At 44.5% G+C, this 17,022-nt stretch carries 17 protein-coding genes and 1 tRNA gene; 4 read left to right on the top strand and 14 right to left on the bottom strand.

The features are described from left to right. Nucleotide 1: 1 nt before the first annotated feature. From H7T88_RS14485 to H7T88_RS14455, 8 genes are all read right to left on the bottom strand, one after another. Nucleotides 2–1,057, bottom strand: a complete 1,056-nt coding sequence (locus H7T88_RS14485) for a FecCD family ABC transporter permease (protein WP_090923705.1) — start codon at nt 1,055–1,057, stop codon at nt 2–4. 253 nt (nt 1,058–1,310) lie between these two features. Further along, entirely contained in the window at nt 1,311–2,069 is a 759-nt protein-coding gene (locus H7T88_RS14480) for a glycerophosphodiester phosphodiesterase (RefSeq protein WP_221789001.1), read from the bottom strand. Between the two features lie 158 nt (nt 2,070–2,227). Further along, entirely contained in the window at nt 2,228–2,419 is a 192-nt protein-coding gene (locus H7T88_RS14475; protein ID WP_090923707.1) for a hypothetical protein, read from the bottom strand. A 403-nt stretch (nt 2,420–2,822) separates the two neighbouring features. Beyond that, on the bottom strand, nt 2,823–2,951 hold the full coding sequence (locus H7T88_RS28755) for a hypothetical protein (RefSeq protein WP_260510917.1): 129 nt from the start codon (nt 2,949–2,951) through the stop codon (nt 2,823–2,825). A 122-nt stretch (nt 2,952–3,073) separates the two neighbouring features. Further along, on the bottom strand, nt 3,074–3,658 hold the full coding sequence (locus H7T88_RS14470; RefSeq protein ID WP_221788999.1) for an LOG family protein: 585 nt from the start codon (nt 3,656–3,658) through the stop codon (nt 3,074–3,076). Nucleotides 3,659–3,969: 311 nt separating this feature from the next. After that, nucleotides 3,970–4,389: a hypothetical protein gene (locus H7T88_RS14465; protein WP_090923709.1), complete on the bottom strand. Its 420-nt coding sequence runs from the start codon at nt 4,387–4,389 to the stop codon at nt 3,970–3,972. Nucleotides 4,390–4,600: 211 nt separating this feature from the next. After that, a complete protein-coding gene (gene ung, locus H7T88_RS14460; RefSeq protein ID WP_090923710.1) occupies nt 4,601–5,269 on the bottom strand; it encodes a uracil-DNA glycosylase in 669 nt (222 codons plus the stop codon). Between the two features lie 263 nt (nt 5,270–5,532). Continuing rightward, on the bottom strand, nt 5,533–6,804 hold the full coding sequence (locus H7T88_RS14455; protein ID WP_312027623.1) for a MalY/PatB family protein: 1,272 nt from the start codon (nt 6,802–6,804) through the stop codon (nt 5,533–5,535). Between the two features lie 286 nt (nt 6,805–7,090). Here H7T88_RS14455 and H7T88_RS14450 point away from each other — a divergent pair, with 286 nt between their 5' ends. Then, nucleotides 7,091–7,798 carry a helix-turn-helix domain-containing protein gene (locus H7T88_RS14450; RefSeq protein ID WP_090923711.1) on the top strand — a complete coding sequence of 236 codons (708 nt, stop codon included), beginning with the start codon at nt 7,091–7,093 and terminating at the stop codon, nt 7,796–7,798. 150 nt (nt 7,799–7,948) lie between these two features. Here the strand turns inward: H7T88_RS14450 and H7T88_RS14445 are convergent, their stop codons facing one another. The 4 genes from H7T88_RS14445 to H7T88_RS14430 all read right to left on the bottom strand — a co-directional run bounded on the left by H7T88_RS14445 (nt 7,949) and on the right by H7T88_RS14430 (nt 13,351). Beyond that, the gene (locus tag H7T88_RS14445; RefSeq protein ID WP_221788997.1) at nt 7,949–10,870 is read right to left on the bottom strand and encodes an insulinase family protein; all 2,922 of its coding nucleotides are present in this window, start codon (nt 10,868–10,870) and stop codon (nt 7,949–7,951) included. A gap of 364 nt (nt 10,871–11,234) precedes the next feature. Continuing rightward, the gene (locus tag H7T88_RS28750; protein WP_260510916.1) at nt 11,235–12,263 is read right to left on the bottom strand and encodes a fibronectin type III domain-containing protein; all 1,029 of its coding nucleotides are present in this window, start codon (nt 12,261–12,263) and stop codon (nt 11,235–11,237) included. A gap of 326 nt (nt 12,264–12,589) precedes the next feature. After that, nucleotides 12,590–12,675: transfer RNA gene (locus H7T88_RS14435), tRNA-Leu, on the bottom strand. Between the two features lie 226 nt (nt 12,676–12,901). After that, nucleotides 12,902–13,351, bottom strand: coding sequence for a general stress protein (locus H7T88_RS14430; RefSeq protein WP_221788996.1), 450 nt, complete (start codon nt 13,349–13,351; stop codon nt 12,902–12,904). A gap of 214 nt (nt 13,352–13,565) precedes the next feature. On the opposite strand from H7T88_RS14430, the gene H7T88_RS14425 reads away from it, so the two are divergent. Continuing rightward, nucleotides 13,566–13,790, top strand: a complete 225-nt coding sequence (locus H7T88_RS14425) for a hypothetical protein (protein ID WP_145331980.1) — start codon at nt 13,566–13,568, stop codon at nt 13,788–13,790. Between the two features lie 178 nt (nt 13,791–13,968). On the opposite strand, the gene H7T88_RS14420 is transcribed toward H7T88_RS14425, so the two are convergent. Next, nucleotides 13,969–14,451 (bottom strand): NucA/NucB deoxyribonuclease domain-containing protein, encoded by a 483-nt coding sequence (locus tag H7T88_RS14420; protein WP_260510915.1) that lies wholly within the window; start codon nt 14,449–14,451, stop codon nt 13,969–13,971. Between the two features lie 129 nt (nt 14,452–14,580). Continuing rightward, complete coding sequence (locus H7T88_RS14415) at nt 14,581–15,729, bottom strand: sensor histidine kinase (protein WP_221788994.1); 1,149 nt, start codon at nt 15,727–15,729, stop codon at nt 14,581–14,583. A gap of 277 nt (nt 15,730–16,006) precedes the next feature. On the opposite strand from H7T88_RS14415, the gene H7T88_RS14410 reads away from it, so the two are divergent. Together H7T88_RS14410 and H7T88_RS14405 are read left to right on the top strand one after the other, a co-directional pair. Beyond that, nucleotides 16,007–16,195, top strand: a complete 189-nt coding sequence (locus H7T88_RS14410) for a DUF6199 family natural product biosynthesis protein (protein WP_221788992.1) — start codon at nt 16,007–16,009, stop codon at nt 16,193–16,195. Between the two features lie 169 nt (nt 16,196–16,364). Next, nucleotides 16,365–16,979, top strand: a complete 615-nt coding sequence (locus tag H7T88_RS14405; protein WP_221788990.1) for a hypothetical protein — start codon at nt 16,365–16,367, stop codon at nt 16,977–16,979. The last annotated feature ends 43 nt before the right edge of the window (nt 16,980–17,022 follow it).

Raw genomic sequence — 17,022 nt, 5'->3', positions numbered from 1 at the left:
CTTACAGCGTCCTCCTTTCTTTCCGCGCCAGATACAGGAAGAACGGCACCCCGATGAGGGCTACCAATGCGCCAATCGGCGTTTCGTAAGGCGGGTTAATCATACGTGCTGCCAGATCCGAAAATACAAGCAACAGACTGCCCATCACGGCAGAACAAGGAATAATCCAGCGATAATCGACCCCAACCAGCTTCCGGGTAAGGTGGGGGATGATCAGACCGACAAATCCGACTGCACCCACGACAGACACTGCAGTACCCGCCAGGATTAGTACTACAATCAAACCGACCAGCTTGATCACACCGGTACGCTGTCCCAATCCAACCGCAATCTCCTCGCCAAGACTGAGTAACGTAATTGAACGAGAGATGATCATGCCCACGATCAGTGCAGCGAGCACCCAAGGAAACATCACTTCAAGCTGAGACCACTTCGTTCCGGCCACCCCTCCGGCAGTCCAGAAGGCCAAGTCTTGTCCGATTCTGAAGTAGAGCGCAATCCCCTCACTCAGCGCAGACAACATAGCCGATACCGCGGCTCCAGCCAGCACGAGACGCAGCGGCGTGAGACCTGATCTGGATGCTGCACCGAAACCATACACAAGTAGTACACCAAGTCCTGCTCCCAGGAATGAGTACATAATAATGTACATGTACGGCAGGCCCGGGAAAAAGGCAAAACAGATCGCCAGTGCAAAGCCGGCGCCAGCGTTCAGACCAAGCAGTCCCGAATCGGCGAGCGGATTCCGGGTCATGCCTTGCATAATCGCTCCGGCAACAGCAAAGCAAGCACCCACCATCGCTCCGCCAAGAATACGAGGCAACCGAATCTCCCATATGATCTGATGGGGTGTCAAGTCAGGGTTAAAGTTAAATACCGCCTGCCAGACCACGCCGAGTTGAATATCAGCAGCACCAAATGAAATAGACAACGCCATGCCCAGAGCAAGCAGCAGAATACCGCCTGTTAGAATGAGAGTGGCTGCCCATGGGCGTGTATGGATTTTCGCTGTAGGTGACTCCTCATTTGATTGCGTGGAAGAACTATTCAAGTTCATACTTGTCCACCCGTGTTATGAGTGACGCTTATTAATCTTATGTACATAACAATCACCTCTCCAAAAATACCGCTTCTATTGATATTGATTCTCATTCCCATAGAACATTGTAAGGGAATCCTTCCCGTCTGGCAATGGACAAAAAGGACAACTTTCTTGCAGATATGAATATTTTCGCATGAATATGCATAAAAAAGGCCACACAGAGCTTCATTGCTCCTGTGTGGCACTCATACGATAACCTTACATATCTTTATTTGATTCCAATATTCGCTGAGCGAGTCCGAGCGGTCATCAATGAAGCAAGTACATCCGGAAGATCGGTGAGGATGCCTTGTACTCCCATATCCATCATCAACTCCATATCGCCGGGATCATTCACGGTAAACGGATAGGTGACTATACCTTGCGCAAGAGCAGCAGTTACTTCCTCTTTAGCCACAGCCAGCTTATACGGATGAAGGCCCGATGCCTCAAGTTTAGCCGCGTAATCATAAGGACGATACAACTTCTCCATATATAAAAGCGCTGTACGAATGTCCGGCGCGATTCGCTTACACTTCACAAGCGAGGCATGATTAAAGCTGGATAGAACAACCTGTTGCTCCATGTTCCACTCCCGAATAACCTGAATGATCTTCTCTTCCATCCCCTTGTATGGCACGATGCCATTTTTCAACTCTACATTAAGCAGAATTCTCTTGCCTTGCACCAGGTTAAACAACATTTCCAGTGAAGGTATAGGCTCTCCGGCAAAATCCGCATGAAACCATGAGCCTGCATCAAGAGTGCGCAATGTATCATAAGTGAAATCTTTAACCCAGCCCTCGCTTCCCCCCGTCCGTTGTAAAGTTTCATCATGAATTAACACCAACCGGCCATCGGCTGACATCTGCACATCCGTCTCAATTCCCGTTGCCCCCAGCTCTAACGCTCGCTCAAACGCAATCATCGTGTTTTCCGGGCATACCGCAGATGCACCACGGTGGGCAATAATTTCGATTTTGTTCAATCCAGACCCTCCTGCATTCAAAAGTGGATTCTATGAACTTTCACTATATACACCATTTGTCATACACGTATTAAGAGAGCGTATAATTATATACTGGCTTGTTCATTCAGCACGGGTCTAACATTTAAAGGGCTGGGGATTCACTCATTTTTGCGAACTCAATCTAAAAACCAACATAATATAATATCAGTCGTAGACAACTGCACTCCGCTGTAAGGAGGTTGCCCTTTGAAACCGTTGAAATCACGAACAAGGAAGCACTCGATCTCTTCCAAATCTTGCTCTGCCCAAAAGTGCTCATCACACCATTCAGCGAAAAATAGATCAGAACCCGGATCGAAAATCAGCACGTCAAGACCTCCCGGATCACGACAAACGATTCCGCGAGCTTCTGTTCGAGGACTCTCTTTACCTGACAGAACAAGTAATCAGTCCGGCGTCATCGAACCCAAACAAAATAAACTTGATAAACTGGCCTTTGTTGCGGCCATCCTTGCACTGATCGCTTCTGCTATTGGACTATACATTGCCTGGAAAACACTCATTCTGCCCAGCGATACTACGGAAATCGTCGTATAGTTTTCCAAGTAGATAGCTCTATCTCATTGGCTATGGGATGGAGGTCTTTTTTTAGGCGCAAGCAAAAAAACCGTTCCCCTGAAACGCCGGTAGCCGCCGGCGTCTCTTTGGAAAGGCCATTTTCTTCGAATGATGCCATGAGTCAGCATGCATCTGTTATAAGAATGGTCTGAATTACAGTACGAACGTGCGGGAGATGATAACCAGCAGGATAAACAACACCAGGATCGCGCCTGTTGATGTCCATACACCACCACCGAAACCTCCACAGTAGCCGTAACCTGCTCCTTTGAGATCGCTCATGAGTGACACTCCCCTCTTCTTCAAAGTACACTATAGACTATGTCCGCAAGTGTTATTTGCTTGGGCAGATGAGGAAGTTTTTCTCTTGAGGTAACAGGTTAACAACTCCATTTATTTGGCAGTTACTTACCGCTGAGTTCAGACCATTTCTGAGTCAATTCCTTAGGGATGTAGGCAGCCATCTGAGCAAGTAGTTCAGCTGGATCAGACTCAAGACTCCACAAACTAAGATGTGATGTGTTGGAGAAGCCTTCGTGCACACTGTGCTCCACCATTTTCATAAGTGGTTCATAATAACCGTTGACATTCAAAAGGCCAACAGGTTTTCGATGAATGCCGATCTGTGCCCAGCACAGCACCTCGAACAATTCTTCAAACGTGCCCATCCCACCAGGAAGTGCGATAAATCCATCGGATAACTGTGCCATCGTTGACTTCCGTTCATGCATCGTACCCACTTCAATCAGTTGAGTAAGCCCGCCGTGAACCACCTCACCCCGGAATAACCCCGTAGGCATAACCCCAATCACTTCTCCGCCTGCCTCGAGAGCCGCATCCGCGACTGCCCCCATCAAACCCATACAAGACCCGCCATAGACCAGGGCATATCCGCTGCCCGCAATCTGTTCCCCCAAAAGGGAAGCATGCTTAATATAATCAGAATGATTTCCCGGGTTAGACCCTGCAAAAACACATATCCGTTTCAAGTGGTTTCACTCCTTTTCGAGTTCTATCTCCTTAGTATACAGTATAAGTGTCATTGCTATGTTACAGCACGTTAACAGAACTCATGCAAAACGTTATACGAAGTTTGAAATCGTTTATTTCTTTGCTTCTCCATGTTGCTTTCATGCGCCTCCCGCTAAAAAAAGAGAAAAAAATACCCGGCCGTTTGCAGCCGGCCGGGTTCCCAAATCCATACACATTAATTTAGAAGGGGTTGTTACTACCTACTATAAGATCGAAACATTAATGCTGTATGATCGCAGTATGAAATACATATTAAATTTCAACCAGACTACCGTATGCCGCGCCGCGAACGTACCACAAACATGTGCTTGTCCTTGCGAAGCAGACGGCCGTCTTCAAGCTCGACCTGATCTTCGTCATGTCTTACAATCGTAGTGGATAACGCTACAATTTTGGCACGCCGCCAAATCATAATCTGTGACTTGAAATAAATCGCATTTTCAAACTGCACTGCCTTTTTCATCACATATCCGATCTTGTGCACTTCAGAACGTGCTTTCTTCAGAGGCAGGCTTTCGTCAGGAAGTGGTTTGATCATTGCAATATTGTCAAACGATACTTTAATCCGTTTCGGTCCAATTCGAACACATTCCGTTTCTTCATCCCACTCTACCAGCGTTCCCTTCAGAGGCTCGCGAATTCCTGTTGCCCGGTATACTGCTACTTTTCGTCCAATCCAATGTCGCAATGTGCTCGCCTCCAATCTATCTATATCCGTTGAACCAAAGATATTTACACAGACACTCCAATGACAGAAGAACCTGGAGAGTAGCTGTTATCCCCAGATTTTTTGATTCCCTTTTCCAAAGGGGAAAATCCGGTGATAAAGGCGAACGCTCCGCTTTTTCAGGTTTTTTCTGTCCTCTCCGTTCCTTGTGTAAATGATTTGTTCAACATATCTAGTTTTCAGGTATTGTCCAATCGATCGGTTTAATACCTTTGGAAACGAGAAATTCATTAGCTTTGGAAAAAGGCCGACTGCCAAGAAAGCCGCGATGTGCAGCTAAAGGGCTCGGATGTGTTGATTCCAGCACCAGATGTTTGTCTCTATTAATAAAAGCACCCTTCTTCTGAGCGTGACTTCCCCATAGCATGTATACCATAGGCTCATTGCGTTCATTCAGCTCACGAATAACAGCATCCGTGAACGTCTGCCACCCCAAAGCCTGATGAGAATTCGGCTGACTCTCCCGAACCGTCAGAACCGCATTTAGCAACAATACACCCTGCTCTGCCCAGTGAATAAGTGAACCGTGCTTTGGAACAGGCACACCCAGATCGGCCTGAAGTTCCTTATATATATTTTTCAGTGAAGGGGGTACGCGCACCCCCGGTCTGACCGAGAAACTTAATCCATGCGCCTGCCCTGCCCCATGATAAGGATCTTGACCAATAATAACGGCTTTTACCCGATGATACGGGGTCAACTTCAAGGCAGAGAACAAATCTTCCTTGGGCGGGTAGACAGTCTGTGTTTTATATTCAGCAGCGAGTGCATAACGAATCTTGTCAAAATACTCCGCTTCCGTCTCCTGCTGTAACACCTCGTCCCAATCATTTCCAAACATAATATATAGGCTCCTTTCCCCTGATGAATACATATCCGTGTAGCCCGTTTGGAAGGGCTCTTCCCTGCAAGAGTCACATGTCCCGCGACTCATAGACTATCCATCATTTTAACATAACCGTAGTCGACAGACCAGAAGTGTACGACGAAGAGAAAGGAAACCGTTCAGATAAATAAAAGAAACACTCAAAAAGGGACGAAACAGAATACGTTCTGCTCCGCCCCTTTCCTATTGATCTGTATATACCCGTGTTCATCGTAAAGCTATGCGTGTGCGAGCTCCTCTTGCGCCTGCTTTTGTTCCGTCTGTTGGTCCACCAGCACCCGACTAATTCGACCCAAACCTTCCTTCAGGACAGAGCGAGGGCAAGCCAGGTTTAACCGGATACAACCTTCGCCGTTTGACACAAACATTCCCCCGTCCTCCAGCAATACGCCTGCTTGTTCCGCAAAAAACAAAGGCAGGTTGACATTCTTCGGTGCATATGGCGTAATATCAATCCAGGCAAGGTACGTTGCCTCAGGAATGTGAAAAACGGCAAGCGGCAGATGTATTTTTAAAAAGTCATCAACATACGCAAAGTTATCATCCAGGTAAAGCTTTAACTGTCTCAGCCATTCATCGCCATGTTCATAAGCTGCTTGAGTCGCCGCAATACTTAGCGGATTTTTGAAGCCGTAATGACGTGCCTGCCAGATCTCCCTTAGTGCTTTGTTGGGAATGATGACATTGGAGAACATCAGACCTGCCATGTTGAACGTTTTGCTGGGAGACATACAAGTTATAATTCGATCTGTATCCGGGAACAGTTTGGCGAGTGGGGTATGTGTTTTTCCCGTACGAAGCAGATCACAATGAATCTCATCTGATATGATCCATAGCTCATTATTCAAACAGATTTCGCCTACTCGCTTCAGTTCCTCCGTGCTCCAGATGCGTCCAGATGGATTATGCGGATTACAGAAAATGCATACCCGAACTTTCTCGTCTCTGGCTTTCGCTTCAAAATCGTCAAAGTCAATCGTATAGTGCCCTTCTTCATTTAACATGTCCGAGCACACCAGCTCAAGCTGGTTATGGTCTGCTGCCGATTTGAAAAATCCATAGGACGGTGTCAGGATCAATACCTTTTCGTCCGGCTGGCAGATATACTCCACCAGTTCATAGAGCGCGGGAATAATGCCATTCGATGTCTCCAGATGCTCCTTCGGGAAAGACCAGTCATAATATCGTTTCATCCAGCTTGCTACCGCTTCGTAGTAACTCGGGTCAAAAACTTGCGAATACCCCATAATGCGGCGATCCAGGCGTTCTCTCACGGCATCCAAAATCTCGGGAGGTGTGGCAAACTCCATATCGGCAATCCACATGCGGATGAACTCCTCATCCTTAAACGGAAATTTCATCTCACTCGTTGCGTTGAAAATATATTGGCGGAAACCATCCGTATTCATGGCGTTGGTTCCGGTGCGGTCAATGATCTCATCAAAATTATAAGAATTGTCTATCTTGTTCGTATTGCTCATCTTGGTCATAGGGTTAACTCCTCTATCTTTTCATTTCATCATTTATGGATGTTGGATCTATCCGTTCTTCGGTTCATCACTTCTAACCCTATTGTTCCATGCCGCGGGAGTTGCATCAAATGCAAGGGAATCTACTTAGAAGAAACAAATCAATTATCATGTTTCTTTAGAATAGGCTTTTCACTGAAAAAGTGATATATTTCTGATAGGCTTTGGCGTTTAAGAAAGACTTTCAGCTTATTTGTCTATTCTCAGGAAACACTTCTGATCATCCAACTCGATAAGGAGCACCCCAATGAACAACATCAACCAGGAAGTGGGCAAAAAAATACGAAACTTCCGCAAATGGCGCGGGCTCACCGTACAACAACTGGCAGACCAGATTTTCAAGAGCAAAGGTACTCTTTCCAAATATGAGAGCGGTGATATTACGCTGGATCTCGTCACACTGCACCAGATTGCAGATGCGCTGAACATTCAGGTTGAGCAGTTGCTCTACCAAGAACCGAGGCATGCGTCTCCGCTGATGAACACGGTCCAATCCAGCTTTTTCAAAAACTCCACCCGCTTCTATTCGTACTTCTACGACGGCAGGAACAACAGTCTCATTCGCTGCGTGATCGACATGATGGCTCAGTCGGATGCCAATCGCTACCGTACGGTGATGTATATGAATGTGAAGGATTTTGACAATTATCAGGAATGTGAAAATATGTACTGGGGTCATACCGAGCATTATGATACGTTGACTACACTCATTTTGAAAAATCAGGCTACGCCTCTGGAGAATTTGTATATTAATATTTTGGCGTCATTCCAGGAGTCGGAGAAAAAATGGGGACTTATGGCTGGTGTTTCATTCAGGCCGTTTATGCCCATTGCGCTGAAAATGCTTTTCTCCCGCACACCACTGCCCGAAACGCCAGAGCTTTACAACGAGCTGAAAATATCCAAAGAGGATCTGCGTACGCTTAAAATTTACAACATGCTTGCGGTCACTTAAACAGGGACCCAAATAAGAAAAAAAGACACTTGCCCAAGCTGTTTTACTTACCAGCCCTTGCAAGTGTCTCTTCTTTTTATCTACAGATGTTTTTTCTAAAGATATTGATTGAATCTTTCTTTTCACAGCCGCAACCCTGGTTACCGCTCCTTAATGTTTGATCAGATCCAACGTTTCATCGAACTGTTGCTTCTGTTCCTCAATCTTGTGCTCATTTCCAATAACACACCGATGCCGTTGCTCCAGAATGGCAGAGACAAATCCGGCAAACCCGATAATATCGCTCTCTTTCGTACCAAGCACCTCATTGCGCTCCTGCTGCAGATCAGCTTCCGTCACATTGGACAGATAACATTCCAGCGAGAATGCCCCTTCACTGTAAGGCGTTCTTGGCGTATCCAGATCCTGAATCGCCCCAATGATATAACGAGTCATCTCCCGTTCGTCGGCACGGAAATCGTTCAAATACTGCGGAATCTCCTCGTATACTTTGTAGGTTTTATCCAGATTCGGGTCACGGTAGGAAGCCAGGAAACTGTCACCATTGCGTCTGAACCCGGACATACAGCCGTAAGCGCCACCTTTGGCACGGATATTGTTCCACAGATAGTCCAATGACAAAATACCCTGTAACACACGTAATGAGCCCGTATAGGCGTAGCCCTTTTCAGCATAGTTCCCGGTTTGAACGACATATTGAACCTCGGAAGGAGAACGGAAACCTTCGTTATGTGTTGCAGGCGTAAAGGTAAAAGCTTCCTTCGCCACTTCATGTGTGAACAGCTTGGCTTTCAGAGCGGACACCTGCTCTTCCAGACCTTCGTATCCTTTATCGTCTGCCGTGTAACTGACAAGCAGGTTCTCCGGTCTGAAAATGTAACCCATCAGCTCTTGCAGGCTGGAAGACAGCTGTTCTTTTTTCGCATCAAAGTTCGCCTGTAGATCCTCAAGCCACTGATAATAAGCAATCCCGCTAACCGCCTCCCGGAAATCAGCAACGGCTGAATGTTTCGAGGACGATCTGGCAACTCCTGCGGAATGACCACTGTTGATCAGACTGCGTTGCAAATTACCTTTGACCTGAGAAATAATCTCGAAAAGTCGCTTCGAGTTGTCAAAACGGGACGTAAACACGATCTCCTTGATCATATCGAAAGCAAATCCCAGTTTGTCATACAGCACCTTCGCATTGAACTCATAGGTTGCTTTGAAATCATGAAGCTGATGCGCATTCGCATACGAACCAACCCCGCTGTTGATGCCACCAGAATGGATATGAATTTCATTCGATAACTCGTTAAACAAGTAGTTTTGAGTGTCCACGTAACCAAGTACGTTTTTGAGCAATCCCACATAAGGCAACAAGCGGCGCGGTACTTCCTTGATATCAAACAACAGTCTCAGATAACCAATACCGTTCGTATACAAGTTATGATGCAAAATCGTTGTGCCATCCACGTTGTTCAGTGTTTGGTACAGTTTAGACGCCTTCGTATCAATGTCCTCAATGGACAACGTCGGGATTACCTGCTGCTGTTCCTTGGTTGAAGGGGTATTCTGGTACTCGGCGAGCGCTTCGGTGCGCTTAATCATATCCTGCGCCTCTTCTGGACGAAGTCCAGCCTGCACTGACTTCAACCGCTCCTTCAGCGCCTCTTCCTTGCGTGCGTTCAAGCCTTTGTCCGGCGTGAGCGCAACAAATGATGTATGTGTGTTTTGTAATAAATACTTCTCAATCAGTTGTTCGAAATAACCGTCTTTCATTTTGGACCGAAGTTCTGCAAATACATCATTCGCTTCAAAATACGTGAAAGGCGCTTCCTTATCATACAGCCAGCTTTGGAGGGAGGAGAGTCCGTAGATCAGTCCTTTCGGCATCCGGCCAAAGTCCGCTTCCCGGTGGTTGAACTCATAAGAGTTGATTCCGGCAAGCAATGCTTTCGGGTCAAAGCCTTCTTTCACAACGCGCTCCAGCACTTCCTTGATCGTCCCGAGAAATTCGTCCTTACTGGACAAGTTGCTCTTCTTCAGTCCCACCGTGAACACGGGTTGATACAAGCTATCATCATAAGAGCCGTAGACATCCTTCGCGATGCCTTTATCCAGCAAGGCTTGCTTCAGAACAGCTCCCGGTGCATTGAGCAGTGCGTATAACAAAATCTGAAACGCAATGTTCAATTCCTTATCCAGACTTGTGCCAATCACCGCATTATAGGTCAAAAAGCTATTGTCTACTTCGGATTCCGTACTTCCCGCAGAGTAGGACTTCACCGTATCCACCCGTTTCGGGAAAGAAGATTGCAGTTTAATCTCGGAGTCAATCTCGATCCGATCATAGTTGCCTAAGTAATTTTCATCCAGCCACTGCAGCTTTTCTTCCATATCCATATCCCCGTATAGATAGATGTAACTGTTGGACGGATGATAGTACCGTTTGTGGAAATCAAGCAATCCTTCATAAGTGAGATCCAGAATCGCCTCCGGGAAGCCCCCAGATTCACAGGAGTATGTTGTATCCGGGAAAAGAGAATTCAGCACCTCTCGTCGAACTAACCGTTCCGGCGAAGAAAAGGCACCCTTCATCTCGTTATACACTACGCCGTTGTATGTCAGTTCGTCTTCTGGTGAAGTCAGGTTGTAATTCCAACCTTCCTGCAAAAATATTTTATCATTCTCATAAATATTCGTATTTAATACCGCATCCAGGTACACATCCATCAAGTTATGGAAATCATGATCGTTGCGACTCGCAACGGGGTAGACGGTTTTGTCAGGATACGTCATTGCGTTGAGGAATGTATTGAGTGAACCTTTGAGCAGCTCCACAAAAGAATCTTTAGCCGGGAACTTTTTCGAGCCACATAGCACGGAGTGTTCCAGGATATGAGCTACCCCTGTATCATCTTCAGGAGGTGTCCGAAAACCGATGTTGAACACCTTGTTATCATCACTATTGGACAACAGTACGATATGAGCACCCGATTTTTGATGTTCCAGCAGGTACGCATCGGATTTCAGTTCTTCGATTCTACGCTCCTGTAATACCTTATATGGCTTAAGCTGTTTCAACATAAACTTGAGTCCTCCGTCCATAGATTGTTGTGTTGGTTGATGCGAAAGGTAATATATGCCTATCGATAGTATACACCATTGTGACCTCTCTTCATAAATAGACGCCAGAATCCACTTTCTGATATGTATTATGTGGGGGTTGTGTTTATGAACTGTGGGGAAAAGTGACAAGTTAGGCTCCAATTTTTTTCTGTCATTATGTATGGTTTTGACCTACGGCTTCTAACTTTAAGTTATATAAGACACAAAGGAAATTCTTTTGATAATTCGTTAACAATTAGATTAACTTTACTCATCAGTATACGAACCTAAGTTCATAAATTAAAAATTGCTCCATCAACATGAGCTGATGGAGCATCTTCTTCTAGTATTCGCTTACTTCAAACGTCAAGACACGATCAAATAGAATATAATCTTTGCGGCTTTTGAATGGACCTTTGTTATTATCGTGCTTGTCAATTGCGTATGATGCTTTTCCGCTTCCTGCTTGTTTTGTTTCGTACCAATCAATGAAACTATTTACTTCTTGCATACTAAGATCAAATTCTTTTTCAAGACCTGTGGTCATAGTCACGACAAGGATTGCTCGGTTACCTGATGGCTCTTCTGGTTCAACGACCGGCGCTTGAGGTGTTGCAGATGCTTCATTGGAGTATTCCGATTCAACACCATCGACAACAGCATTTACAATAAAATAATATGTAGTCCCGTTTTTCAAACCAGGAATAATAAAATTACCGTAATCATCTTTTGTAGCTGTTACAGTTTCAGTGTACTCACCAGACTCAATCCCATATCTTACAACGTACCCCGTTGCTTCTTGAATTGGGCTCCATGTCAATGATGCTTGGGAATCACCACCTGTTGCCTCTAACTGAATTGATGCTTCGTTGTAAAAATTTAATTCTGCTACATTATATGTTTTTGTACCCTTCTGAGTAATGGTTATTTGTTTTACATCTTTTAGTGCATTAGAAAGCTTATATATCCCTCCGTCACCTGGAATTGATTTATTTGGAATGCTTCCTAAAAGACCGGCACCGTTCTTATCCATAAAATAAATAGAAACAGGGCCTCCATCATAATTTAATATATGGAACTTGTAACTATTAATATTTACTGGTGTTTCAAATGTGTATACAAGTGTATCTGCAACTTTCAAATCACTTCTTTCAGTAGGTAAAGCAAAATAGGTTTCAATATTGTTGTCAGTAATGGCCGTTGTTGAACCGAATATATTTACATTGCTCGAACCTGTTTTAACGGGCTTACCATCTAACAGCCCTAGGGAACTAGCATCCTCTGCTGATGCATTTAATTGAAAAACTAAGCCTGTTAAAATTAACATTGCACCTAACAAAAAAACTAATTTACTAACAAATGACTTTATCATAATCATTCCTCCATCTCATGAACTGATCTTAAGATACAATCTTCCTCCGTTGATGTCTAAACATTAACTTGCTGATCTATAAATATCATCTAATTTATTGCATTTTTATTTTATATTGGATGTACGTACCGACAAAATACCCGTTTCTATTCTCAAATATTTGAGTAAAATTAAACACAAAGAAGGCATTTTACCGATAACTTTTATAAATAGTCAGATGAACGGTTGACAAAGTGCCTAAAATTCCTGTGAATCTGATTTTTAATTCTAAAAAAAAGATCACATTCAACTTGTTTAACAAGTCAAATGTGATCTTTTCTGTAAGATGCCGAGGACCGGGATCGAACCGGTACGGTAGTCACCTACCGCAGGATTTTAAGTCCTGTGCGTCTGCCAATTCCGCCACCCCGGCGTATGTAATATTTTCTTGGCGACAAGAAATATCTTACCATGAATAAATTAATAATGCAACCCTTTTTCCTAAAAAAATGAAACAGGCACTGCAAGCGCCAGCTCACAGTGCCTAGAAAGTCCGAGTTGCGGTCCCGGACTTCCGGTAAACCATCTATATTAAGGGAGGTGTGAGATAAGAATACCTCTCCAACATTAAAGGAACCTAAAATCAGCATTAAATTAAACTAAAAAAGTAAAATAGGCTTCACACGCTCCACCTGCTCCTCACTACACTCTACAAAAATTAGCATATGACCTTGCAATAGCCAGTCTTCGTAATAACGTGCGTCAACTTCCGGAATGCCTGCTTCAGTCAGCGTTAAGACCAGATCATCCGTCTCACTTCCGATCTCATTGCCCGCTAATCTTCGCACTGCCTTCCCGATGGATGCGGTCTGAACCATTCGTTTTCCGAGCCCTGCTAATATGCCTTTCAACGCTCCAAATGCACCATCTGTTCCAGCACCTTTTAGTGGTTTGGGTAACCCCGTCTTTTCACTGATCATCTCCAAATCGAGCTGTTCCTTGCCTACAGCCCCCAAATATTGATCTTGGATGCCTTCTTTCTTTAAGGCATTCAACATAATAATTGCTTCGTGCTCCGAACGAGCAAGCCCAACAAACAGTTTCGTCATGTGGTTCCCCTCCTCTTCCTGATACCTTATATAACCCTGTAGTTTATGTTCAGTAACGTATCTTCACTTGCTAAGTCAATTCACCTACATCAGCTTAATCATTTCTCTACTGGAAATCTATACCTAGTTCTGATAGACTAGATAAAGAAGACAAATTAACCATTGAAAATATCGACATATCGATGAACATCTTATAAATCAGGAGCAATGACTTATGAAAAAAGAGGTAGAAATTGCCATTCGGCGCAATCAACAGATTATGGTTCGGAATACAAGCGGACAGACCGTAACCGGTTTTCCAGAGCGCTCAGCAGACAGCTCTATTCTCTCCTTACGAACTGTACAGGGAAATGTGTGGATTCCGTTTGATGAAGTCGAACAAGTCACTCGCCTGTTAACCCTTCGTTCTCACCATCTGGGCACGATGCAACTCGTTTAGGCACTTGTGCGCAAGCACATTCAATTCAGTTGCTCTCTTTACAGAGAACTTAGACAGATGCTAATAGATAAAGATAGACTTTAGGCAAGAAATCTCGGAATCCTACTACAGTCAACTTATATTTAAAAACCAGACGCCTCCAACGTCTGGTTTTTCTTATGGTAACTAATGATGTGGATTACTTCACAACAAATTTAACGCGCGTACCATCCGGATATGTACTTAGTTGATTGCCTACCCATGAGCCTGCACCGCGGTTATCCTTTGGCGTAATATACTGGATATCCGCATCCTTACCACCTTCTGCACACATTGCCATAGGCCACTCATCCCGATCCTTGCCTTTTTTGACCGGCACACCTTTCAGTGACAGTTCCCTGTTTCCTTCAGCGCCTTTCCGGTCAATTGTACAAACATCGGAATGCCCCGCTTGGATCGCCTTTCGGATATGGTTTGCTGTTTCGGGATACCGCTCTGCCGGAAAAGTAATCGTATGATCTACACTCTTGTCGGTTGTTTTGAACGGAGAAGGAATATCCAGCGGCCACTCTCCTCCCGCCAAGGCATATAGAGCAATCACGATCATGCCCACTAACGTCAATATTTTGCTTTTGAATCCCCGGCTCCCTCTCTTGCTTCTTCTGCTACGTCTCTTACTCATGATGTACCTCCCCATGTAACACTAACATCCATAGCATTATAACAGAACGCCCGTTCGTAAAACAATCCATTCCACGTAAATATTCAACAAAAAAACAGCCGGATTCATCCGGCTGCTCCCTGCACAATCTTATCCTGCGTTAAAAATACTCTGTGCACTTAGAAAAGGTACTGTCACCTGAAACTCTGTCCCTTTCCCTTCAGCACTATCTACAGAAATACTGCCGTTCATTAATTCTAATAGCTCTTTGCAGATGGTTAATCCAAGTCCACTGCCTCCGAACCTTCTTGCATGTGAAATATCGGATTGCGTAAAGGCATCAAACAGTTGGTCCATCTGATGAGACGGAATGCCGATCCCTGTGTCCCGTACAGAGAAAGCCAACATGGTCATCTCATGCGATTGCTGCTTGACATCCACTAGAAGCTGCACTTCTCCTTGCTCCGTAAACTTGATGGCATTGCTCAGCAAATTATCCAATACCTGCCTTAATCGTAGTGGGTCGCCCCAAAGCACATCAGGAACATTCAGATCAGCATGGCAAACTAAACGAATTTGTTTATTCATGGCTGCCAGCTCATGCGTCTTCACGATTTGCTGAATCAGCTTCAATGGCTGGAATTCAATATGCTCCACTCCCATTTTGCCTCTGCCAAGCTTCGCCATATCCAGACTATTATTTACAATGTTCAGGAGCGCCTCTCCGGATTGACGTGCCAGATCCAGGTATTCTTTTTGCTCTTCGGTAACATCGCCCATTCCCGCAAGCTCGATCATGCCCATAATGCCGTTTAACGGTGTACGAAGCTCATGATTCAACTTGCCGATGAATTCCAGCTGGCCTCTGCTTGTTTTCTCAGCCATAGACGCTGCCGTCTTCAGCTGCTGCTCTGCATATTTACGTTCAGAGATGTCATATTGAATACCGACAAAATAAATACACTCACCGGATTCATTAAAAATGGGATCGATATTCAGCTCATTCCAGAATTTCTGACCACTTTTGGTATAGTTTAAAATTTCAACCTTAATGGATTGTTGTTTACTTATTGCTTCCCGAATGCGTGAAACGGTTTCGGGATCTGTATCTGTACCCTGTAGAAATCGGCAATTCCGCCCGATCGACTCATCGTGCGTATATCCGGTCAGACGGGTAAAATGTTCGTTAACATACATGAGCGGAAGCTCAGGCGAGGTAGCGTCAACTACCGTAACGGAGGATTTTAATTTCGAGATAATAAATTCCCATTGCATGGGGAGTTGATTATATAAACTCATGCCTGTGTCTCCTCCATCTCACATCCATAACTCCAGATGGTATGTGTTGATATTAAACAATCTATTTTATTGTACCACAGTTATTCAAACAATGTAGTTCTTGGGTAATAGTTCTTAATCATATCAATCTTTATCCATTCACAATAACCTGCCTAATCTCAAAAATATACAGATAAAGTTTATTGATCATCGTCATTATGCTGATTGTCTACATTTTTTCCAGGCGCAGACCTTAAAGGCGGGGCCGTTAATGGTTGACGAGGAAGGAAGATCGACGATGAAAACTCTCTTTTTTATATTTATGGTGCTGTGTATCATCAATCTGTGTTTCCCCAAGTTTGGCTGGTATCTTCGCTATGGCTGGATTGTACAAGGTGAGGCTGAACCCAGCAAATCTTACATGACGATGGTGCGAATGTCTAGTCTGTTTATGTTGCTTATTGCTTTTACTATTGCCATGGCATAATACACCAATAAACTTGTAGAAAGACCAGTTGCCTCCTGCGCAGCTGGTCTTTCGTATTGTACCGAGTATTACACTGACGGGAATATGATAACTTTGTTTGTGGTGTTACTACAGCGTGCACCGTAAGATAAACAATATAGATGTATCGTTGCAGAAAGGACACATTGGTATGAATATCGCATTTTATCCATTCTGGGCCGCCAGAACACTGCTCTCGCTTATACAAGTGATCTCAATCACAACCTTGACCTGCCTAATCTACAAACAAACGGAATGGATTGGGTATGCACTGCTACTCCTGTGCGTTTACCTGCTAGCTTATGCGGCAGCAAGATTCACATTCCATAAGTTGATGAAACACTGTATATTTTCAAGACTCCTGATCGGTATTCCTGTGACCAAAACATTGTTGCTCATCGGCATCGCGTCCTCTCTTCCCTACCTGAGATTACATATGGCAGTTATGTTTATGGGGGCTACACTTCTCGCTATAGTCAACTGCTGGGAAGCATTGGTTCTGAAGAAACTCCAGTCAAGACTGATGAGAGGCGAAGATGTAGCTAAGGCCAATAGCTTGCTCTCATTTTCAAATTATACGGTAGCTGGTATTGGACTTGGCATGACGATCATCGCGTTCCTTTATTTAGGGCGAGCACAGGTACTTTGGGCGGCTGTAGCCCTTTCACTCGCTGCACTCGCTCTTATCGTGACCGTTCATCACTTAATTCATAAATTCTCCAGCACTTCGATAAATCTGGATACCAGACGACCTTTGCATAAATAAAAAAAGACGAGCATGGTCAAAACTGCTCGTCTTTGGTTACTAG

The sequence above is a fragment of the Paenibacillus cucumis (ex Kampfer et al. 2016) genome (assembly GCF_019748695.1).
In the GTDB taxonomy this organism is placed as follows: domain Bacteria; phylum Bacillota; class Bacilli; order Paenibacillales; family Paenibacillaceae; genus Paenibacillus; species Paenibacillus polysaccharolyticus.
The sequence above is the reverse complement of the archived record's forward strand: the minus strand, read 5'-3'. Positions and strand labels throughout refer to the sequence as shown.